This is a genomic window from Nocardia sp. NPDC057272, assembly GCF_042668615.1.
Classification (GTDB): Bacteria; Actinomycetota; Actinomycetes; order Mycobacteriales; family Mycobacteriaceae; genus Nocardia.
The window spans coordinates 531,861-551,676 of the sequence record NZ_JBHUYK010000001.1 but is presented as its reverse complement, the minus strand read 5'-3'; the positions used below and the strand labels follow the sequence as shown (position 1 = coordinate 551,676).

Annotated in this window: 18 protein-coding genes; 7 read left to right on the top strand and 11 right to left on the bottom strand. The window is 67.3% G+C overall.

The annotated features are described in order from the left end of the window. Nucleotides 1-13: 13 nt before the first annotated feature. Nucleotides 14-1,618 (bottom strand): molybdopterin-dependent oxidoreductase, encoded by a 1,605-nt coding sequence (locus ACFULV_RS02450; RefSeq protein WP_378652242.1) that lies wholly within the window; start codon nucleotides 1,616-1,618, stop codon nucleotides 14-16. A gap of 125 nt (nucleotides 1,619-1,743) precedes the next feature. Between ACFULV_RS02450 and ACFULV_RS02445 the strand changes: the two genes are divergently transcribed. Both ACFULV_RS02445 and ACFULV_RS02440 read left to right on the top strand, forming a co-directional pair. After that, complete coding sequence (locus ACFULV_RS02445) at nucleotides 1,744-2,166, top strand: hypothetical protein (RefSeq protein WP_378652240.1); 423 nt, start codon at nucleotides 1,744-1,746, stop codon at nucleotides 2,164-2,166. 83 nt (nucleotides 2,167-2,249) lie between these two features. After that, nucleotides 2,250-2,960, top strand: a complete 711-nt coding sequence (locus tag ACFULV_RS02440; protein WP_378652237.1) for a cutinase family protein — start codon at nucleotides 2,250-2,252, stop codon at nucleotides 2,958-2,960. A gap of 52 nt (nucleotides 2,961-3,012) precedes the next feature. Here ACFULV_RS02440 and ACFULV_RS02435 read toward each other — a convergent pair whose 3' ends face one another. From ACFULV_RS02435 to ACFULV_RS02420, 4 genes are all read right to left on the bottom strand, one after another. Then, nucleotides 3,013-4,809, bottom strand: coding sequence for an AMP-dependent synthetase/ligase (locus ACFULV_RS02435; RefSeq protein WP_378652234.1), 1,797 nt, complete (start codon nucleotides 4,807-4,809; stop codon nucleotides 3,013-3,015). Nucleotides 4,810-4,901: 92 nt separating this feature from the next. After that, on the bottom strand, nucleotides 4,902-5,855 hold the full coding sequence (locus tag ACFULV_RS02430) for an alpha/beta hydrolase (protein WP_378638320.1): 954 nt from the start codon (nucleotides 5,853-5,855) through the stop codon (nucleotides 4,902-4,904). A 26-nt stretch (nucleotides 5,856-5,881) separates the two neighbouring features. Further along, a complete protein-coding gene (locus ACFULV_RS02425) occupies nucleotides 5,882-6,715 on the bottom strand; it encodes an SDR family NAD(P)-dependent oxidoreductase (protein WP_378638322.1) in 834 nt (277 codons plus the stop codon). Further along, on the bottom strand, nucleotides 6,712-8,250 hold the full coding sequence (locus ACFULV_RS02420) for a flavin-containing monooxygenase (RefSeq protein WP_378652231.1): 1,539 nt from the start codon (nucleotides 8,248-8,250) through the stop codon (nucleotides 6,712-6,714). Before ACFULV_RS02420 ends, ACFULV_RS02425 begins: the two co-directional genes overlap by 4 nt. 68 nt (nucleotides 8,251-8,318) lie before the next feature. On the opposite strand from ACFULV_RS02420, the gene ACFULV_RS02415 reads away from it, so the two are divergent. Next, nucleotides 8,319-8,954, top strand: a complete 636-nt coding sequence (locus ACFULV_RS02415) for a TetR/AcrR family transcriptional regulator (RefSeq protein WP_378638327.1) — start codon at nucleotides 8,319-8,321, stop codon at nucleotides 8,952-8,954. Between the two features lie 189 nt (nucleotides 8,955-9,143). Beyond that, nucleotides 9,144-9,626: a hypothetical protein gene (locus tag ACFULV_RS02410; RefSeq protein ID WP_378652229.1), complete on the top strand. Its 483-nt coding sequence runs from the start codon at nucleotides 9,144-9,146 to the stop codon at nucleotides 9,624-9,626. Nucleotides 9,627-9,688: 62 nt separating this feature from the next. Here ACFULV_RS02410 and ACFULV_RS02405 read toward each other — a convergent pair whose 3' ends face one another. Beyond that, nucleotides 9,689-10,270 (bottom strand): helix-turn-helix domain-containing protein, encoded by a 582-nt coding sequence (locus ACFULV_RS02405; RefSeq protein ID WP_378638332.1) that lies wholly within the window; start codon nucleotides 10,268-10,270, stop codon nucleotides 9,689-9,691. A gap of 82 nt (nucleotides 10,271-10,352) precedes the next feature. Between ACFULV_RS02405 and ACFULV_RS02400 the strand changes: the two genes are divergently transcribed. Then, a complete protein-coding gene (locus ACFULV_RS02400) occupies nucleotides 10,353-11,336 on the top strand; it encodes an NAD(P)/FAD-dependent oxidoreductase (protein ID WP_378652226.1) in 984 nt (327 codons plus the stop codon). A gap of 69 nt (nucleotides 11,337-11,405) precedes the next feature. Here the strand turns inward: ACFULV_RS02400 and ACFULV_RS02395 are convergent, their stop codons facing one another. The 3 genes from ACFULV_RS02395 to ACFULV_RS02385 all read right to left on the bottom strand — a co-directional run bounded on the left by ACFULV_RS02395 (nucleotide 11,406) and on the right by ACFULV_RS02385 (nucleotide 13,153). After that, the gene (locus ACFULV_RS02395) at nucleotides 11,406-11,624 is read right to left on the bottom strand and encodes a hypothetical protein (RefSeq protein ID WP_378638337.1); all 219 of its coding nucleotides are present in this window, start codon (nucleotides 11,622-11,624) and stop codon (nucleotides 11,406-11,408) included. A gap of 237 nt (nucleotides 11,625-11,861) precedes the next feature. After that, nucleotides 11,862-12,242 carry an ADP-ribosylation/crystallin J1 gene (locus ACFULV_RS02390; protein WP_378652224.1) on the bottom strand — a complete coding sequence of 127 codons (381 nt, stop codon included), beginning with the start codon at nucleotides 12,240-12,242 and terminating at the stop codon, nucleotides 11,862-11,864. A 56-nt stretch (nucleotides 12,243-12,298) separates the two neighbouring features. Beyond that, entirely contained in the window at nucleotides 12,299-13,153 is an 855-nt protein-coding gene (locus tag ACFULV_RS02385) for a helix-turn-helix transcriptional regulator (protein ID WP_378652222.1), read from the bottom strand. 101 nt (nucleotides 13,154-13,254) lie between these two features. Between ACFULV_RS02385 and ACFULV_RS02380 the strand changes: the two genes are divergently transcribed. Beyond that, complete coding sequence (locus ACFULV_RS02380; RefSeq protein ID WP_378652220.1) at nucleotides 13,255-13,971, top strand: SDR family NAD(P)-dependent oxidoreductase; 717 nt, start codon at nucleotides 13,255-13,257, stop codon at nucleotides 13,969-13,971. Then, the gene (locus tag ACFULV_RS02375; RefSeq protein WP_378652218.1) at nucleotides 13,965-14,438 is read left to right on the top strand and encodes a hypothetical protein; all 474 of its coding nucleotides are present in this window, start codon (nucleotides 13,965-13,967) and stop codon (nucleotides 14,436-14,438) included. Before ACFULV_RS02380 ends, ACFULV_RS02375 begins: the two co-directional genes overlap by 7 nt. Nucleotides 14,439-14,449: 11 nt before the next feature. Here the strand turns inward: ACFULV_RS02375 and ACFULV_RS02370 are convergent, their stop codons facing one another. Together ACFULV_RS02370 and ACFULV_RS02365 are read right to left on the bottom strand one after the other, a co-directional pair. Next, nucleotides 14,450-15,613 carry a hypothetical protein gene (locus ACFULV_RS02370; RefSeq protein ID WP_378652216.1) on the bottom strand — a complete coding sequence of 388 codons (1,164 nt, stop codon included), beginning with the start codon at nucleotides 15,611-15,613 and terminating at the stop codon, nucleotides 14,450-14,452. A 285-nt stretch (nucleotides 15,614-15,898) separates the two neighbouring features. Beyond that, a complete protein-coding gene (locus ACFULV_RS02365) occupies nucleotides 15,899-19,729 on the bottom strand; it encodes a multifunctional oxoglutarate decarboxylase/oxoglutarate dehydrogenase thiamine pyrophosphate-binding subunit/dihydrolipoyllysine-residue succinyltransferase subunit (protein ID WP_378652214.1) in 3,831 nt (1,276 codons plus the stop codon). Nucleotides 19,730-19,816: the final 87 nt, after the last annotated feature.

Below are 19,816 nucleotides of genomic sequence, written 5' to 3'. Positions count from 1 at the left end.
GTGGCGGGCAGGTTCAGTTCACCTGGATGGTGAGGGTGGGGTAGCCGGTGGCGCCGTCGGGGACGACGTCTTGTTCGACGGCGGTCTGTGGCTGACCTGTGGTGTCGGTAGTGCGGGCGCGCAGGGTGTGCTGGCCGGGGGTGGCTTCCCAGTCGTAGGTCCACTGACGCCAGGTGTCGACGGTGACCTCGGTGGACAGGCGGGCGGGGCGCCAGTCGCCGTTGTCGACCTGCACCTCGACGCCGGTGACACCGCGATGCTGGGCCCACGCGACACCGGCGATCACGGTGCGGCCCTGCGGGATTCGGCCGCGCCCGCGTGGGGTGTCGATGCGGGTGCCGGTTTTGATCGGGCCCTGCGCCGACCAGCCGCGCCGGGTCCAGTAGGCGGTCGCCCGGTCGAAGCGGGTGACCTCGAGTTCGGTGACCCACTTGGTGGCGGAGACGTACCCGTAGAGGCCGGGGACGACGAGGCGAGCGGGGTAGCCGTGCTGGACCGGGAGGGGTTCGCCGTTCATGCCGATGGCGAGGAGGGCGTTGCGGCCGTCCATGAGGACCGAGAGGGGTGAACCCGCGGTCCAGCCGTCCTTGCTGTGCGACAGCACCATGTCGGCGTCGGGGTGCGGTCGTGCTTCGGCGAGGAGTTCGTCGAGGCGATAGCCGAGCCAGCGGGCGTTGCCGATCAGGTCGCCGTTGATCGGGTTGGAGACACACGCCAGGGTGACCAGGCGCTCCACCGGGGTGCGGCGAAGGAGGTCGTCCCAGGTGAGAGTGATTTCCTGGTCGACCATCCCGTGGATGCGCAGGGACCAGGAGTCTGTGGACACCTGGGGAACGATCAGCGCGGTGTCGATCCGGTAGAAGTCGCTGTTCGGGGTGATGTACGAGGTGAGTCCGGGCACCCGGAGATCGGCATCCGGTGGTAGATCGGGCAACGGTGCTGTCGCCCTGGGCAATTCGACGGTCTCGCGCTCGGCCGTCACATCGTGGCGCGCGCCGCTGAGCAGCCGGCCCGCCAGGCCGGCTCCGAGAGCGAGCACCCCGGTCGCCGCGATGCCACCGAGTACGCGCCGTCGCCCGGCACCTGCGATCGACGCGCTGGTACGGATCAGGCTTTCCTCGCCGCCTACGTCCGGCGCCGCGGTGGCCTCGCCGAGTGGTGGCGCAGCGGGTTCCGTCGCCGGTCGCAGCGAATCGGATGCGTCATCGATCCGCCGCGTCAGTCCTCGCAACGCGAGAATTCCAGCGGCGGTACCGATCAGCGCGGGCAGCGCACCGGCGAACCCGCCGACTCTCCCGGCGCCGACGACAGCGGCGACCACGCCGAAAATCGCGAACACTACCGATCCGATCGGTCGAGCCGCTCGCTCGAGATATCCGGCGATCGCCGCGACCACCACCGCGACAATGCCCATGCACGCGAATAGCACGGCCTTGTCGCTGGTTCCGAACGTCGCGATCGCCCATTCCCTGACCCCGTCGGGGGTGCGGTCGACCACCGTCGCGCCGAGTGCGTACGCGGGTGCGCTCCCGGACCCGGTGAACACCGCGACCAACTCCGCCACACCGAGTACCAGTGCCGCGGCCACGATCCCGGCCATCGCCCGCAAGAACGCCATGCACAGAGCGTACGTCGCGGCCGGATCGCCCCGGTGACCGATTTGTGACGGCCGAACACCTCCCGCGGATCGGCCATCAAAACTACACTGTGTAGTAGAAACGATCCCGCTCGGCAGGAGACATGATGACCGAGACAGCACCGGACTCGACACTGCGCGCCACGACGGCGGTCTTCGCCGTCGCCCTCCTGGTCCACGGCGCCGACCACTTACGCCGCGGCATGGACGCCACCTCATCGCTGGTGAACGCCCTCGGCACCCTGCAAATCCTCTTCGCCCTGTTCACGGTGTTCCTGGTGTTCCGCAGGCACCCGGCATCCCCACGCGCCGCGGTGTTCATCGGCTTCGCGAGCGCGATCGGTTTCACGATCGTGCACCTGCTCCCGGACTGGTTCGGTCCGCTCAGTGACAGCTTCATCAACGCGCCTGCCGCCTCCGGCGTCACCGGATTCTCCTGGTTCGCCGCACTATTCGAGATTTCGGCCGATCTGGCGATCGGCATCGCGGGTCTGCGGGTGCTGCGGTCCAGGGAGTTGAGTGTGGCCTGAACGTCGGGGCCGTCGCTCACCCGGCGGCGAATCCGGCCGAGTCGAGGCGATGGTGAACGGTCGCGGTCGGTAGTCTGCGCGGAATGACAGCACGTTCCTTCTCGCGATTCGTGTCTGCAGTCTTCTTGGCAGCCGCGATTCCCCTGGTATCGCCCACCCATTCCGCTACCGCCGAGCCCTGTTCCGATGTCGAGGTGGTGTTCGCTCGCGGAACCGCCGAGCAGGGTGGCGAACTCGGCCTGACCGGTATTTCCTTCGTCGAAGCGCTGCGCGCGAACGCGGGCGGACGCTCGGTCGGCTCCTACGGCGTCGACTACCCGGCCAGCAGCGACTTCGCCGACCGGCCGGCCTTCGCGCGCACCGTCGTGCAGGGCATCGGTGATGCTCAGCGACGGGTCGAATACCTCGCGGCGAACTGCCCGGGCGCTCGCATCGTCCTCGGCGGTTACTCCCAAGGCGCGGCGCTGGCCGGTTTCGCGACCGGTGTCGGCGTGCCGGAGGGGGTGCTGCCGGAGTACGAGATGTATCTGCCGGAGCCGATGGCGCCCGAGGTGGCAGAGCACGTCGCGGCGGTCGCGCTGTTCGGCAAACCGTCGGATCGGTTCATGGCCGACGCGGACGCACCGGCGGTCTCGGTCGGCGCGCTCTACCAGAACAAGACCATCGAGCTGTGTATCCCCTCGGACAACATCTGCGACGGTTCCCCGCTCGCCCAGCCCAACGTCTCGCACACCCTCTACGGCATCAACGGAATGACCGTCACCGCGGCACAATTCGCGGCGCAACGGTTCTGAACAGCCGAAAGGCCGGTTGCGCGAACGCAACCGGCCTTTCGTACGCGTGGGATCAGGAGTAGATCTTGTCTACTTCGCCCGCGTACTGCTTCATGACGACGGCGCGCTTGAGCGACATCTTCGGGGTGAGCTCGCCACCCTCCTGGGTCCAGTCGACCGGCAGGATACGGATCTTCTTGATCGCCTCGGCCTTGGAGACCTTCTTGTTGGTCTCGTCGATCGCGGCCTGCACCTCGGCGACCAGCGCCGGGTTCTCGATCAGGGTCTCGATCGCGGTGTCGGCGGCGACGCCGTTGCGATCCTTCCAGCCCGGCAGGGCCTCCGGGTCGAGCGTGATCAGCGCGCCGATGAAGGGCTGGCCGTCACCGACGACCATGACCTGGCTGATCAGCGGGTGCGCGCGCAGGGAGTCCTCGAGGATCGCGGGGGAGACGTTCTTGCCGCCCGCGGTGACCAGGATTTCCTTCTTGCGGCCGGTGATGGTGACGAAGCCGTCGGCGTCGATGGCGCCCAGGTCGCCGGTCTTGAACCAGCCGTCCTCGAACGCCTCCTCGGTGGCCTCGGCGTTGCCCCAGTAACCGTCGAACACGACCGAGCCCTTGAGCAGCAGCTCGCCGTCCTCGGCGATCTTGGCCGCGTGGCCCTGGATCGGGCGACCCACCGAGCCGACCCGGATGAACGCGGGCGTGTTCACGGTGAACGCGGCGGTGGTCTCGGTCAGGCCGTAGCCCTCGTAGATCGTCACGCCGGCACCGCGGAAGAAGTGGCCGAGGCGCGCGCCCAGCGGGCCGCCACCGGAGACGGCGGCCAGGCACTGGCCACCGAGGGCCGCGCGCAGCTTGCTGTAGACCAGCTTGTCGAAGACGAAGTGCTTGAGCTTGAGCAGCAGGTCGGGGCCGCCCTTGGTCTCGAGCGCCGTGCTGTAGGCGATGGCGGTCTCCGCGGCGGCGTCGAAGATCTTGCCCTTGCCGCCGTCGTGCGCCTTCTGCTTGGCGGAGTTGAAGACCTTCTCGAACACGCGCGGCACCGAGAGGATGAAGTCGGGCTTGAAGTCGCCGAACTGCTCGACCAGGGTGGTCCAGTCCGAGCTGTGGCGGATGGTCACCTTGGAATCGAAGGCGATCAGCGCGACGGCGCGGGCGAACACGTGCGCCAGCGGCAGGAACAGCAGGGTCTTCTGGCCCTCGGAGACGAACGCGCTGAGCTCGATGCCACCCGAACGCGATTCCGCCCACAGGTTCGCGTGGGTCAGCTGCACGCCCTTGGGGCGGCCGGTGGTGCCCGAGGTGTAGATCAGGGTCGCGGGGGAGGCCGCGCCGACCTGCTTGCGACGCTCGTGCACGACGGAGTCGTCCAGCTCGGCACCGCGCTCGGTGAGCGTGTCGATGACGCCCTTGTCGATCTGCAGGGTCTCGGCCAGCGCGGGCAGCGAACCGGCTTCGATCTCGTCGATCGTGGCGCGGTGCTTGTCGTTCTCGACGACCAGCAGCTTGGTCTCGGAATCCTGCAGGATCCACTTGGCCTGCTCGGCGGCCGAGCTGTCGTAGATCGCGACGGTCACGCCACCGGCGGCCCAGATCGCGAAGTCGAGCAGCGTCCACTCGTAGCGGGTGGCCGCCATGATCGCGACGCGGTCGCCCAGCTCGATGCCGGCGGCGATCAGGCCCTTGGCCACGCCGAGGACGGCCTTCTCGAACTGTGCCGCCGTGACGTCATTCCAGCCGCCGCTGCCGTTCGGGACGTTGAACAAGACCGTGTTCGGCGTCTCCTGCGCGAAGCGGAAGACGTTGTCGGAATTGTTCGCATCGTCCGGGATGGTGTAGGAAGCCGGAACTTCGAACTCTCGCATCTGTGCCCTTCCAGTGGGTTCTACTCGCCAGTAATCTACGACACGTTCGGGCGGGTCGCGATATCGCCGCCCGAATTGCCCGTCACCAGGCTTTATCGTAAATCGTCTATCGATACCGGCTGAATTGCTTCTCGCAGGAATTCCGCGAGTTCGCTGAGAGCCAGCGCTGCCTCGGTGACCAGCGCGGCTTGCAGTTGCGCGACGTGCCAGAGGCCGCGGGTTTCGGTGAAGCGGACGTGCACGCCCGCTCCACGCAGGGCTGAGACGAGCTTGCGACACTGGTTGTGCAGGAGTTCGCTCACATCGACCTGCACGTAGGTGGGCGGCAGGCCGATCAGGTTGCCCGACAGCGGGGCGTATCCCGCTTCGGTCGCGGCGGCGTCGCCGAGATAGTGGGCGGCGCACGCACGCGACCACGTTCGGTTGATCACCAGGTCGCGATCCTTGCTCGGCACCTCGGTGGGGTCCACCCACGGCGCGATGAGGCCGAGTGCGGCGGGGGTCATCTGATGCTTTTCGATCAGCCGCTGGGCCAGTGCCATCGCCAGGCCGCCGCCTGCCGAGTCGCCGGCCACACAGATCTGTTCGGGTCGGTAGCCGACGTTGCCGACCAGGTCGAGGAACGCGGCCTCGGCGTCGTCGAGTCCGGCCGGGAACGGGTGCTCCGGCGCCAGTCGGTAGTCCAGCGAGTACACCGCGCACGCTGTCTCGCGGGCGAGTCCGGCCACCAGCGAACGGTGTGTGGCGATGGAACCGACCACGTAGCCGCCGCCGTGCAGGTACAAGATCGCGCCCGCGGCACGTTCGGGCGGTACCGCCCGGGTACGCGAACCCGGAATGGCGGTTTCGGCGATCACGCGTTCGGCGGGGCGCCCACCCAGCTGCAGGTGCTGCACGACCGAACCGTCGGGCACCAACTGCAGCCGGGAGACCGCGTCGAGCAGAACGCGCTGCACCGCGACCGGTAGCCGCGCGTTGAGGGTCACCCGGAACACCGGGTCGAGCAACGCACGGGCGATCGGCAGCGGAATCTTGAACTCGCGCATGGAGTTTCCTCGGATCTAGCGGAGCGTCAGTGTGGCATGAAGCGGCCGTTGACCACGGCCGAGATCCGGCTGTAGCCGGAGGCGAGGAAGCGCACGCTCACGTCGAGCACCTTGGCCTCCCAGCCGATCAGCACGCGGGCCTGCCCCTTGCGCACGCCCTCGGTGATGGTCTGCGCGGCCATCTCCGGGCTGTGAATCGCCAGGTACTTGTCGAACAGGGTGGCGGCGTTGGCGCCGTCCATGCCCTCGGCGTAGGTGGCGTTGCGGGCGACCGCGGTCTTGATGCCACCGGGATGCACGCAGGTGACCTTGACCGGCGCCTTGGCGACCTTCATCTCCTGGAACAGCGCCTCGGTGAAGCCGCGCACCGCGAACTTGGCCGAGTTGTAGGCCGCCTGGCCGGGCACGGCGACCAGGCCGAAGAGGCTGGACACGTTGATCACGTGGCCGTCGCCGGACTCGATCAGCATCGGCAGGAACGCCTTGGTGCCGTTGACGACGCCCCAGAAGTCCACATCCATGATGCGTTCGATGTCTTTGAACTCGGTCTTGATCACGTCGCCGTGGTAGGCGATGCCCGCGTTGTTGTAGATCTGGTGCACGACGCCGAAGTGTGCCTTCACCTGATCGGCGTAGAGCAGGAACGCCTCGCGCTCGGCCACGTTGAGCCGGTCGGACTTCACCTGCGCGCCCAGCTTCTCGCAGGACGCGACGGTCTGGGCCAGGCCCTCGGCGTCGATGTCGGACAGCGCGAGTTTGGCGCCACGCGCGGCCAGGTTCTCGGCCAGCGCGCGACCGATGCCGGAGCCCGCTCCGGTGATCACGCATACCTTGTTCGTGAAGTAAGCATCTTTGCTCACTGTGCTGCCACCACTTCCCTGTCGGCGTCTGCGGTTGTCGTAGTGTAGGCGGCGGCATCGAAATGCCGTGTGAGCCTACGGAATTCGAACGTGAAGTCCGGCCACAACGTGGTGTTGTTGCCGTGCTTGTCCAGGTACCAGCTGGCGCACCCGCCAGTGTTCCAGACAGTCTTGCCCAACTTTTCCTGCAGGTCGGCGTTGTAGGCCTGCTGCACGTCTTCGCGAACCTCGACCGTGCGCAGACCCTGGGAGTCGATCGTCGCCAGCGCGTCACTGACGTAGTTGATCTGCGATTCGATCATGAACACCATCGAGGTGTGGCCGAGGCCGACATTCGGGCCGACCAGGAAGAACATATTGGGGAAGTTCGCGATGGCCGAGCCCTTGTAGGCCTGCTGGCCGATCTCGTCGAACACCTCGGCCAGCGTGCGCCCGTCGCGTCCGACCATCGAGTTGTAGGTCGGGGAGTCGGTGACGTGGAAGCCGGTGGCCACGATGAGCGCATCGATCTCGCGCTCGGTGCCGTCCTTGGTGACGATCGAGCCCGGCTTCACCTCGGCGATGCCGTCGGTGATCACGTCGACATTGTCGCGATCCAGCGCGGGGTAGTAGTCGTTGGAGATCAGCATGCGCTTGCAGCCGATCCGGTAGTTCGGGGTGACCTTCTTGCGCAGTTCGGGATCGCGGATCTCGATCTGCAGCTTGGCGCGCGAGAGGGCCTCGAAGGCCTTCATCAGCACGGGGAAGCGGGTCAGGCCGACGACCTGGGTCTCACGCGCGGCGTAGATGGCCGCGCGCGAGAGGCGCTGCACGGCGGGGATGTGCTTGAACGCCAGCCGCTCGGGCAGCAGATACGGGCGGTCCATCCGCGGCAGCAGCCACGGCGCGGTGCGCTGGTAGACGTCGAGCGTGGCGACCTCGCTCGCGATGGCGGGCACGATCTGGATCGAGGAGGCGCCGGTGCCGATCACCGCGACACGCTTGCCGGTGAGGTCGGCGTCGTGGTTCCAGCGGGCGGAGTGGAAGATCTCGCCCTCGAAGCTGTTGATGCCCTTGATATCCGGCAGCGACGGCTCACACAGCGCGCCGACCGCGGAGACCACGGTGTCGGCGGTGAACTCGCCCTGGGTGGAGCTGATCTCCCACTGCGCGGCCGCTTCGTTCCAGCGGATGCTCTGCACATCGCAGTCGAAGACATGGCGGTCGAGCACGTTGTAGCGCTCGGCGACGCTCTTGATGTAAGCCTGGATCTCGCCCTGCTTGGAGAACGAGCGGGTCCAGTTCGGGTTCGGGGCGAACGAGTACGAGTACAGGTGCGAAGGCACGTCGCAGGCAGCACCCGGGTAGGTGTTGTCGCGCCAGGTGCCGCCGACTTCGCTGCCGCGCTCGAGCACGAGGAAATCGTCGCGACCCTCCTGGCGCAGGCGGATGGCCAGGCCGAGGCCGGCGAACCCGCTGCCGACGATGATCGTCTTCACATGGCGGGTTTCAGCGACCCGGGGCTCGACAACGTTGTCTGTAACCTTACGACTCATGTATTGCAGAATACGGTCTTATTGAGCCGGAGTCAACAGCTATTGAGCCGGGTTCAGTAGTGGCTAGGATGGCCGGTGTGAGTACCAGGAGTGTGGGAGAGACGAAGCGTGTGCGGCTCAGTCCCGAGGAGCGTCGGCTGCAGCTGATCACCCTCGGCGCCGAAATGCTGGTCGACCGGTCGCTCGAGGACATCTCGGTCGACGACATCGCCAAGCAGGCGGGCATCTCGCGGGGCTTGCTGTTCCACTACTTCGCCTCGAAGCAGGAATTCCACGAGGCGATCGCCCGGCACGTGAGTACCGAGTTCTTCGTCGCGATCATGCCCAACCGCGAGTTGTCGCTGTTCGACATGCTGCGCGACTCGATCGAACGATTCGTCGACTACGCCACCGAGCACTCCGCGTCGTATCGCTCGGTGCTGCGCGGGCCCGCCAGCGTCACTCCCGACATGGCCGACTACGTCAACGAAACCCGCGGCGCCATCGCCGATCTCATCGTGAGCGAACTGCCGCTGCCGCCCGAGGATCCCGATCTGGCCCGGCTCACCCTGGCCATTCGCGGCTGGATCGCCTTCGTCGAGGAGACCATCCTCACCTGGATGATCGACAAGCCGATCAGTCGCGAGTCGCTGGTCGATCTGCTGGTGGAGTCGCTGCCCGCGCTGGCGCTGAGTCCGGCGTTGATCGCCGCGCTCCAGGGCTGAATTTCTCCGGATCGCTGTTAACGCCCCGACGGGAGTGTCGCGAACAACTGATGGGTTCGCGCTGCCCTCCGCTGCTGCATGCCCACAATTCTGGTGACCCTGAATCTGTTGTGGCACAACATATTTGGTTGCCGAATCGATACCATTGCACTGGCTAACGGTGAGACTGTTCGGCACGACGAAGTGGGTATGACTCTCACGAACAGCACAATTCGCAAATTCTCGGCCGTGGTCGTTTCCGCGGGCGCCGTCCTCGTCGGGCTCGGTGCGCCCGCCGGCGCGCTGCCGTCGGATCCGATCGCGGTGTTCACGCCGACGCTCAGCCGGACTCCCGGCGCCAACTGCGCGGCGATCATCAACGCCCAGACCGTGCCGCAGCCGCAATCGGGCACCTTCGGTGTACGGGTGGCGATCACCCAGACCGGAGACTTCTGCCAGCGCTATCAGGTGGCCGTGCGCTTCCGCAATCTCGATACCGGCTACAGCGACGGCCAGTCGCACCCCGTGGAGAACGGTCAGATCCTGCACGCGCCGGGCAATGTGATCGTCGGGTTCGGGACCGCGCCCGGCAAGGGCCGGGTGGAGGCCTGGATCGTGACCACCGACGAATCCCTGCCCCAGCACCAGGAATTGGAGCACATCGCGGGACGCGCGAGCTTCACGCTCGGCTGATTCTCGCTGTTTCCGCCGGGGCGAGCGCACAGGTGAGTGTGCTCGCCCCCCGTCGTGCCTGCCTAGTCGGATTTGGGGCGGGCGCGCAGGTGCGCGCGCTCGCCCTGCTTGCCGAACAGGCTGATGAATTCGACGGATTGCTCGTCGGCCGCGCCGAACCAGTGCGGGATATGGGTGTCGAACTCCGCGGCTTCGCCGGGGGTGAGAATCAGATCGTTGTCGCCGAGGATCAGGCGCAGGCGACCGTTGAGCACATACAGCCACTCGTAGCCCTCGTGCACCTGCGGTGTCTGGGGGCGATTGCGGGCGCCGGGGGCGATGATCATCTTGAACGCCTGGATGCCGCCCGCGCGCTTGGTGAGCGGGAGCATGGTCATGCCGTGGCGGGTGACCGGGCGCAGGTGGATGCGCGGGTCGCCGGTGGGTGGAGCGTCGACGAGCTCGTCGAGGGTGACGCCGTGTGCCTTGGCCAGGGGGAGCAGCAGCTCCAGGGTGGGTTTGCGGTCGCCGGATTCCAGACGCGACAGGGTGCTCACCGAGATGCCGGTCTCCTGGGCCAGGTCGGCGAGGGTGGTCTGGCGCTGTTTGCGCAGGGTACGCAGCCGAGGGCCGACCGAGTCGAGGGTTTGATCGAGGTCCTCCATGCTCCCCACTTTGCCATATCGGCAAATAAGGTTGCCAGTATTTGTCGCTGGGATGCACGGTGGATGCTCGAAGGAGGTCGAGATGACACAACTGGACGATTCGTACGACGTGGTGGTGCTCGGCGGTGGAGCCGCCGGACTGAACGCGGCGCTGATGCTGGCGCGTTCGCGGCGCTCAGTGGCCGTGATCGACGCGGGGGCGCCGCGCAACGCGCCTGCTCAGGGGGTCCACGGACTGCTCGGGCGTGAGGGGATGTCGCCGCTGGAGCTGCTCGAGCTCGGGCGAGCCGAGGTGCGCGGGTATGGCGGCCACGTCGTGTCGGGCCGGGTTGTCTCGGTGTGGCGTGCGGCAGACGTCGACGGCTCGGAATTCCTGGTGACCCTCGCCGACGAGCGCACCGTGTCGGCCCGGCGCGTTCTCGTCGCCACCGGACTCGCCGACGAGCTCCCCGATGTTCCCGGGCTGCGCGAACACTGGGGCCACGATGTCCTGCACTGCCCGTACTGCCACGGTTGGGAAGTGCGCGATCAGCGCCTCGCGGTTCTGGCGAGCAGCCCGATGTCGGTGCACCAGGCGCTGCTGTTCAGCCAGCTCAGCGACGACATCATCTTTCTGTCGCACACGGCCGACCCGGTGAGTGCCGACGACGCGGAAAAGCTGGTGGCACGCGGTATCCGGATCGTCGACGGCAAGGTGGTCGAGGTGCTCGGCGCCGACCGGCTGACGGGCGTCCAGCTCGCCGACGGCACCGTCATCGAACGTGATGCGCTGGTCGTGGCACCCCGGATGAACACCCGCGCCACGTTCCTCACCGACCTCGGCCTGATTCCCGAACCGCACCCCTCCGGCATGGGCGACCACATCCCCGCCGATCCCGTCGGCCGCACCTCGGTGCCCGGCGTCTGGATCGCGGGCAATGCCACCGATCCGTCCGCCCAGGTCGGCGCTGCCGCGGCAGCCGGGGCCATGGCCGGTGCGCAGATCAACGCGGAACTCGTGATGGCCGAAACCGCGGCCGCGGTGGCGGCACACCGAGCCGATAGCGTCGAATCTGCGTCCGTGTAGGCCCGATCGATCCTCGGTACGACACGAAGGACCCCGTCTGAGGTGATGACGGGGTCCTTCGCTGTCGGCTCAGTTATCGGTGGCCGGGCACACGGTGCTGCTGAACGGGCACGGCTTGAACAGCTCCTCGATGAGCATTACCAACGTGGCGCTCCCGCTGGTCGCGTCGGCGCTGCCGGTGCCCGCCTCGGCGACCGGCACCGTCGGCGCGGCCGCCGCGGTAGCGGGCACCACCGCGCCGAGCGCCACCATCGCCGCGCCCGCCATCACGAATTTCCCGATCGACACGCTAACTCCCCATTTCGACAAGTGTTGTCACAGTTGACGACATGGATGCTGCCCTCTGAACCGACCGACCGGTAGCCCTGAAAACCGGGGTTGTGGCTGTCGATTCGGGTCTCCGGGCGACGATCCGCGCCGTCGGCCACGCAATGAGCAGGTGAACCGCCGGGATGTCCACAGCACCGCGGTGTCCGACCTACGGGTGACGGCCCTGACCGAGCTGTCTGACCCTCGATGTCCCGGTCACGCCGTTTCGGGAAGGGGAGCGTCTTCCGGGAAGCGGCGCACGACCTCGATCCTGCCGACGATGTTGCGGTTGAATTCGTCGAGATCCGCTGCGGGGATCCAGTATTCGAGGATGTCGCGGCCGCCGGCCTGTTGCACGTCGTAGTTGTCGAGGTAGTCGGTTCGGACTGCGAAGCGGGTGACGTATCCCGCGCCGGAGGCGGGCACATTCCAATCGCGGGCGATCAGCACCGCGTAGGCCTCGTTGAGGACCGGGTAGAAGATCGGCTGGTCGGAAAGGCGTGGTGGCCAGGTGCGCCAACCGGAATCGGCGACAAGCGCCAGCTCCTCGGGGCCGGTCGGCCGCCAGAGGATGATGGTGCGTGGTGCGGTGGTCATCGTTACTCCTTCGCGAGTAACGCACCGTATCCGAGCAGCCCTGTGGTGGCCATCGGTTATTCGGTGGGCGGTGTCGCGAAGGATTCGAGGCCGGTTACGCGGAGGAGGTCGAGGGCGGTCGCGGTGTGGGTGTGGGGGGCGGCGGAGTAGATGATGATGGTTTGGTCGGTGTCGGGGACGTGCATGGCGTCGCAGTCGAGAGTGAGGGCGCCGAGGTGGGGGTGGGCGATGGTTTTGGTGAGGCTGTGCATGGCGCTGGAACGGCCCGCCTGCCAGAGTGACTCGAATTCTGTGCTGCCGGTGCGTAGTTCGGTGAGCAGGCGGGTCAGGCCGGGGTCGTCGGGGTAGGTCGCTTTGACCGCGCGCAGGCAGCCCACGCAGGCGGCCGCGTTGCTGTCGGCCTCCTCGGGTGTCATCACGACCCGGCCCATGCCGGTGCCGAGGAAGCGCTGCCACATGATGTTGCGCTGGGCCACCGGGATAGCGGAGAAATCACCGAGCAGCGCCGCCGACAAGGGATTCCAGGCAAGAACATCGGATTTGGCCGAGAGCACGAGTACCGGCAGATCGGCCAGGCGATCCAGCAGCCGCAGCACGCTGGGGCGGATCACCATCGGAATCCGCCCGGCCTGCGGCGGTTCCGACCCGGCGAGCCGGAAGACGAGATCGCGGTCGACATCGGTGAGCCGCAGCGCCCTGGTCAGCGCGCCGAGCACCTGCTCCGACGGTTTCGGTCCGCGACCCTGCTCCAACCGCACGATGTAGTCGACGCTCACCCCGGCCAGGCTCGCCACTTCCTCGCGCCGCAATCCGGGGACCTGCCTGCGTGACCCGCCCGGCAGGCCCGCGTCGGCGGGGGTCAGCCGGGAACGCGCGGTGCGCAATACCGTCGCCAATTCCGCTCTGTCCACCCCTCCCATGGTGCCGCAGGACAGCGGATCAGGGGTGGTACCGCTGGTCCTATGCCGAGGCAGCACTGGAGACCGGGCCGCATCGGCGTGACTCTGAAGCCATGACGACAACGATCGCCCTGGTCACCGGGGCCAACAGGGGACTCGGCCGGGAAACGGTGCGCCGGCTGGCCGAAGCCGGCTGGCAGGTGTTCCTCGCCGCCCGCGACACCGCACTCGGCGAGGCCGCCGCCGCCGACTTCACCGCGGCCGGTTTCGACGTTCGATTCGTCCCGCTCGATGTGACCTCCGACGAGTCCGTCGCCGCGGCCGCCGACATCGTGAAGGCCACCGCGGGTCGCCTCGACGTGCTCATCAACAACGCGGGCATCGGAGGTCCGCGCAGCGCACCCTCCGAGACCGGGCCCGACGATCTGCGAGCAGTGTTCGAGACCAACGTCTTCGGCCCGGTCCGGGTGACGAACGCGTTCGTGGGGCTGCTGCGGTTGTCCGACCATCCCCGCATCGTGATGGTCTCCAGCGGTGTCGGCTCGATCGCGACGGTCACCGACCCGAAGTGGCAGGGCCTGCTGCCGCCCGCCCTCGGCTACCCGAGTACCAAGGCGGCGCTGAACATGCTCACCGTCATGTACGCGAGCGAACTCGGCGAGATGAAGGTCAACGCGATCGATCCCGGCTACACCGCCACCGACCTCAACGGGCACAGTGGTTTCCAGACCGTCACCGAGGGCACCGACGCCGTCGTCGCCGTGGCGACGGCCGACCTGGACGGCCCGACCGGCGGATTCTTCGACCGAACGGGCCCCACGTCGTGGTGAGAGCGGGCGCCCTGCTCGTGGCGGTGCTCGCCGGCCTCGGCATCACCACCTATCTGATGAGAACGGAGAGCCCAGTGGCACAATCGAAGACGAGCACGGTGCTGTCGATCGGTCTGCACCCCAGCGCCGTCGACTACACGCGCTACCCGCAGATCGACGAAGCCACCCTGACCGCGCGCATCGCCGCAGGCGAAACCGCGTTGCGCGAAGCAGGTTTCGACATCGTCTCCTGCCAGGTCCCGGCCGACCCCGACGCGGCCGAAGCGGTCCTGCGCGAATGCGCGGCGGGCGGGGAGTTCCGGGTCGCGATGATCGGTGCGGGCGTACGGATGGCGCCCGAACACACTCTGCTGTTCGAGCGCTTGATCAATGTCGCGTCCGACCTCGCGCCCGGAATCCGCTTCTGTTTCAACACGTCTCCGGAATCCACGATCGACGCCCTGCGCCGCTGGGTCCAGCCCGGCTGAGAGGTATTCGCTTACTTGTGGCCGCCGCCGTGGTCGTGGCCGCAAGTGTCGGTGCGCCGGCCGTCGGCGCTCGCCTGGCCCGCACCATGACCTTCGAGCGCCGCGAACGGACCGCACTGATGCGGGGCGATCCAGACGTGCACCATCGGATTGCCTGCGCCGGGGTTGATGGAGTTGGGCGGGCAATTGCCCTGGGCGTCGAGGACACCGGCGACCACGGGGCCGTTGTCGCCCGCCTTCCAGCAGAGATTGTCGTGGACGTGCCACTGCATCAGGGAACCGCCGAAGTCCACCAGGCCCGGGTCGTCGATCTTCTTGCCGTTGGCGATGTACATCGCCGACACGAGGGTGCGGTTGGTTCCGTCGACCCGATAGACCAGCGACTCCGGGTGGGCGGGGTCGAGGAAGTTGTTGTCACGGATGTAGCTCATGTTGATGTAGTGCTCGTACCCGGTGGCCGCGTCGCCGATCGAGCGGAAGCCCAGGGCGCCAACGGTGTTCACATCCGAGAAAGCGGGCAGGCCGTCGAGCGTGCTGCGCACCAGGTTGGTCGCGCGCGACTGCTGGTCGGAGGTCACACCGGCGACACCCGACAGGTCGATCGGTTTCGTGGGATCCCACGGGCGCGGCCAGTTCGCCTCGGTGCCGTGGTCGTCGCCCGCGCCGTGTGCGTGGTCGCCCCCGGCATGCGCGTGATCGCCGGTGTCGCCGTGACTGTGGACGTGCCCGACACCGTTGAGCATCGCCGCCAGCGCCAGCACCCCCACGGCCGCGGCCGCGATCCCGGACCGCATCGGCGGCAGGGTGGCGGTGGGCCGGAGCAGGCCGATGCCCGCGGCGACGGCGGCCAGCGCACCCAACACCGCGCACACGGTGTCGGCCACCTGCGGTGACTCCGCGGTCAACCCGGCGATCCACCCCACATCGGCGAACCGGGTGAACGCCCACACCGCGGCGGCGAAGGCATTCACCGCGAGCATCGAACTCACAACCACCTTGCGCTCGCTCAGCAAGACCGCCAGCCCGGTCGCGCACTGGATCGCGGCGAGCACCACCATCAACCGCGCCAGCGTGGCGTGTTCGGTGTGCATGCCCGCCGCCATGAAATGCACGGCGCCCGCTCCCACCGACGCGATCCCGCCCAACAGCAGGTATCCGTTACGTCCGTTCGCCATGCCACGCTCCTGTGTTTTCTCAGCGCTGGTGCGCTCGAGCGGGGCCCTTCGGGCCCCTGATCTTCCCTCCCTCCGGGCACTCCTTCGTCGCACCCTCCACTCAGTCCAGATCAGGGCGGGCCCCTTGGGGTAGTTCGCGCCGGACATTACCGGGGCACACTGTGGCACCGTTGCCACCCAGATAAGAGAACTCTGTGACCGATGTCTCGCCGCAGTGTCCGGAAACGGCGAACGCCGGGCGGATCGCGATGATCCACCCGGCGTTCGCCGTTGTGCGAGAAGAACTTACGTGGTCGGCTCGAAAGCCTCGCCGATGATCTCGGCCTGCTCCACGGCGTGCACCTTCGACGAACCCGAGGACGGGGCCGACATGGCACGACGCGAGATGCGGCGCAGACGGCCCAGGCGCTCGGGCAGCACCTCAGGGAGGTTGAGGCCGAAGAAGGGCCATGCGCCCTGGTTGGCCGGCTCTTCCTGGACCCAGGCGATGTCGGTCGCGTTCGGGTACTTGGCCAGCGCCTCGTTGAGGCGGTACGTCGGGATCGGGTAGAGCTGTTCGATCCGGACGATCGCCACGTCTTCGCGCTTGTGCTTGGCCTTCTCCGCGGCCAGCTCGTAGTAGAGCTTGCCCGAGGTCAGCAGGATGCGCTTGACCTTGGCGGTGTCGCCGATGCCCTGTTCGTAGGTGGGCTCGTCGAACACCGAACGGAACTTCGACTCGGTGAAGTCCTTGACGTCGGACACCACGGCCTTGTTGCGCAGCATCGACTTCGGCGTGAAGACGATCAGCGGACGACGGATCCCGTCGAGCGCGTGCCTGCGCAGCAGGTGGAAGTAGTTCGCCGGGGTGGACGGCACCGCCACGGTCATCGAGCCCTCAGCGCACAGCTGCAGGAACCGCTCGATGCGACCGGAGGTGTGGTCGGGACCCTGACCCTCGTGGCCGTGCGGCAGCAGCAGCACCACGTCGGAGAGCTGGCCCCACTTGGCCTCACCGGAGGAGATGAACTCGTCGATGATCGACTGCGCGCCGTTGACGAAGTCACCGAACTGCGCCTCCCACAACACGAGTGCGTTGGGGTTGCCCAGGGAGTAGCCGTATTCGAAACCGACGGCGGCGTACTCGCTCAGCGCCGAGTCGTGCACCGCGAACCAACCCGGCTTCTCCGAACCGATGTTGTGCAGCGGGGTGTACTCGACGGCGTTGATCCGGTCGATGATCACCGAGTGACGCTGGGTGAACGTGCCGCGCCGCGAATCCTGACCGGTCAGGCGCACATCGTGGCCCTGGTCGATCAGCGAACCGAAGGCGAGCAGCTCGGCGAAAGCCCAGTCCACCTTGCCCTCGTAGGCCATCTCGCGACGCTTCTCCAGCACCGGCTTCACGCGCGGGTGCACGTTGAAACCGTCGGGAGTGTTCAGGAACGCGTCACCGATGCGCTGCAGCACCGACTTGTCGACCGCGGTGACCACGGTGGCGGGCACCTTCTGGTCGTCCTCGACGGACTCCGACGGCTCCGGAACGTACTTCTCCAGCTCGCGGACCTCGTTGAACACACGCTCCAGCTGACCCTGGTAGTCGCGCAGCGCGTCCTCGGCCTCTTTCATGGAGATGTCGCCACGGCCGATCAGCGATTCGGTGTACGCCTTACGCACCGAACGCTTGGTGTCGATGATGTCGTACATCTCCGGCTGGGTCATCGAGGGATCGTCACCCTCGTTGTGCCCGCGACGGCGGTAGCAGACGAGGTCGATGACGACGTCCTTGCGGAACTTCTGCCGGAAGTCGACCGCGAGGCGTGCGACCCAGTCGCAAGCCTCCGGGTCGTCACCGTTGACGTGGAAGATCGGCGCGCCGATGAACTTCGCGATGTCGGTGGAGTATTCGGTGGAGCGGCTGTTCTCCGGCGCCGTGGTGAAGCCGATCTGGTTGTTCACCACGATGTGGATGGTGCCGCCCACGCGGTAACCACGCAGACCCGACAGGTTCAGCGTCTCGGCGACCACGCCCTGACCGGCGAACGCGGCGTCGCCGTGCAGCATCAGCGGCATCACCGAGAAGCCGTCGGGGCCGTCGCCCTTGTCGAGCAGGTCCTGCTTGGCGCGCACCAGGCCCTCGAGGACGGGGTCGACCGCCTCCAGGTGCGAGGGGTTCGCGGTGAGCGAGACCTCGATCTCGTTGTCGCCGAACATCTGCAGGTACTGGCCGTGCGCACCGAGGTGGTACTTCACGTCGCCGGAGCCGTGGGTGGCCGCCGGGTTCATGTTGCCCTCGAACTCGGTGAAGATCTTCGAGTACGGCTTGCCGACGATGTTGGCGAGCACGTTGAGGCGACCGCGGTGCGGCATGCCGATGATGACCTCGTCCATGCCGTATTCGGCGCACTGGTCGATGGTGGCGTCCATCATCGGGATGACGGCTTCGGCGCCTTCGAGCGAGAAACGCTTCTGGCCGACGTACTTGGTCTGCAGGAAGGTCTCGAACGCCTCTGCGGCGTTGAGCCGGTTCAGGATGTACTTCTGCTGCGCGACAGTCGGTTTGACGTGCTTCTGCTCGACCCGCTCCTGCATCCACTTGAGCTGATCGGTCTCGAGGATGTGGGTGTACTCCACACCGACGTGGCGGCAGTACGCGTCACGCAGGATCGACAGCACGTCGCGCAGCTTCATCCGCTCCTGGCCGTGGAATCCGCCCACGTCGAAGGTGCGGTCCAGGTCCCACAGGGTGAGGCCGTGCTCGGTGACGTCGAGGTCGGGGTGGCTGCGGAACTTGTCCTTGACCAGGCGCAGCGGATCGGTGTCGGCCATCAGGTGGCCGCGGTTGCGGTAGGCCGCGATCATCTCGAGCACCCGCGCGCTCTTGTCGACGCCGCGCGCGCTGATGTCCTTGCGCCAGCGGATCGGCTCGTACGGCACGCCGAGGCCGTGGAAGATCTCGTCGTAGAACTCGTCGGAGATCAGCAGGTTGTGGATGGTGCGCAGGAAGTCGCCCGACTCGGCGCCCTGGATGATGCGGTGGTCGTAGGTCGAGGTCAGCGTCATCAGCTTGCCGACGCCGATGTCGGCGATCCGCTCGTCGCTCATGCCCTGGAACTCGGCGGGGTACTCCATCGCACCGGCACCGATGATCGCGCCCTGGCCCGGCATGAGGCGCGGCACCGAGTGGACGGTGCCGATGGTGCCGGGGTTGGTCAGCGAGATGGTGACGCCGGAGAAGTCGTCGTTACCGAGCTTGCCCTCGCGTGCCCGGCGCACGACGTCCTCGTAGGCCGCGTGGAACTGACCGAAGCTCATGTCTTCGGTTTCCTTGATGGCGGCCACGGCCAGCGATCGGTTGCCGTCCTTGCCCTGGAGGTCGATCGCCAGGCCCAGGTTGGTGTGGGCCGGGGTGACCGAGTTCGGCTTGCCGTCGATCTCGGCGAAGTGGCGGTTCAGGTTCGGGAACGTCTTGATCGCCTGCACGATCGCGTAACCCAGCAGGTGGGTGAACGAGATCTTGCCGCCGCGGGTGCGGGCGAGGTGGTTGTTGATCACCAGGCGGTTGTCGATCATCAGCTTGGCCGGGATCGCGCGCACCGACGTCGCGGTGGGGATCGTCAGCGAGGCCGACATGTTCTTGGCGATCGCGGCGGCGGGGCCGCGCAGCACCTTGTTCTCCGGACCGGCGGCGGCAGCCTTGGGCGCGGTGGTGGCCGCTGCGTTCGACACCGGTGCAGGTGTGGTCTGCGGTGCGCGCACGGTCTTGGCGGCCGGAGCCGGAGCCGGAGCGGCGGCCGGAGCCGGAGCGGCGGCCGGAGCCGGAGCGGCGGCCGGAGCCGGAGCGGCGGCCGGAGCCGCGGGGGGCTTGGGCGGTGCCGTCGCTACCACGGCTTTGGGAGCCGGGGTCTGCGCAGCGGCCGCCTTGGGGGCTGCGGCTGCTGAGGGAGCGGAGGAGGCGACCGGTGCCTGGCTGTTAGCGGATTCGGTGGCTTCCGGCGTGTAATCCGCGAGAAACTCGTGCCAACTCGCGTCGACCGAGGACGGGTCCTGTTTGAACTTCTGATACATCTCGTCGACTAGCCACTGGTTCTGTCCGAACTGGGAAGTTGAGCTGCTCACAGCTGGTGTTCGCCTCATTTCGTTCTTCGCGCTGCGACGTTTGTGACGTGCCCGGCAGGGGAATCAGCGGATGGCTGCCGATGCGCCCTCACCGAGCATATGCCC

Bases quoted from the DNA above. Each gene is read 5' to 3' on its own strand.
- ACFULV_RS02445 (WP_378652240.1), top strand. From the start codon at position 1,744: ATGACCGAGACAGCACCGGACTCGACACTGCGCGCCACGACGGCGGTC.
- ACFULV_RS02380 (WP_378652220.1), top strand. From the start codon at position 13,255: ATGACGACAACGATCGCCCTGGTCACCGGGGCCAACAGGGGACTCGGC.
- ACFULV_RS02435 (WP_378652234.1), bottom strand. From the start codon at position 4,809: ATGCGAGAGTTCGAAGTTCCGGCTTCCTACACCATCCCGGACGATGCG.
- ACFULV_RS02365 (WP_378652214.1), bottom strand. From the start codon at position 19,729: ATGAGGCGAACACCAGCTGTGAGCAGCTCAACTTCCCAGTTCGGACAG.
- ACFULV_RS02370 (WP_378652216.1), bottom strand. From the start codon at position 15,613: ATGGCGAACGGACGTAACGGATACCTGCTGTTGGGCGGGATCGCGTCG.
- ACFULV_RS02400 (WP_378652226.1), top strand. From the start codon at position 10,353: ATGACACAACTGGACGATTCGTACGACGTGGTGGTGCTCGGCGGTGGA.
- ACFULV_RS02390 (WP_378652224.1), bottom strand. From the start codon at position 12,242: ATGACCACCGCACCACGCACCATCATCCTCTGGCGGCCGACCGGCCCC.
- ACFULV_RS02415 (WP_378638327.1), top strand. From the start codon at position 8,319: ATGGCCGGTGTGAGTACCAGGAGTGTGGGAGAGACGAAGCGTGTGCGG.
- ACFULV_RS02430 (WP_378638320.1), bottom strand. From the start codon at position 5,855: ATGCGCGAGTTCAAGATTCCGCTGCCGATCGCCCGTGCGTTGCTCGAC.
- ACFULV_RS02440 (WP_378652237.1), top strand. From the start codon at position 2,250: ATGACAGCACGTTCCTTCTCGCGATTCGTGTCTGCAGTCTTCTTGGCA.
- ACFULV_RS02420 (WP_378652231.1), bottom strand. From the start codon at position 8,250: ATGAGTCGTAAGGTTACAGACAACGTTGTCGAGCCCCGGGTCGCTGAA.
- ACFULV_RS02410 (WP_378652229.1), top strand. From the start codon at position 9,144: ATGACTCTCACGAACAGCACAATTCGCAAATTCTCGGCCGTGGTCGTT.
- ACFULV_RS02405 (WP_378638332.1), bottom strand. From the start codon at position 10,270: ATGGAGGACCTCGATCAAACCCTCGACTCGGTCGGCCCTCGGCTGCGT.
- ACFULV_RS02450 (WP_378652242.1), bottom strand. From the start codon at position 1,618: ATGGCGTTCTTGCGGGCGATGGCCGGGATCGTGGCCGCGGCACTGGTA.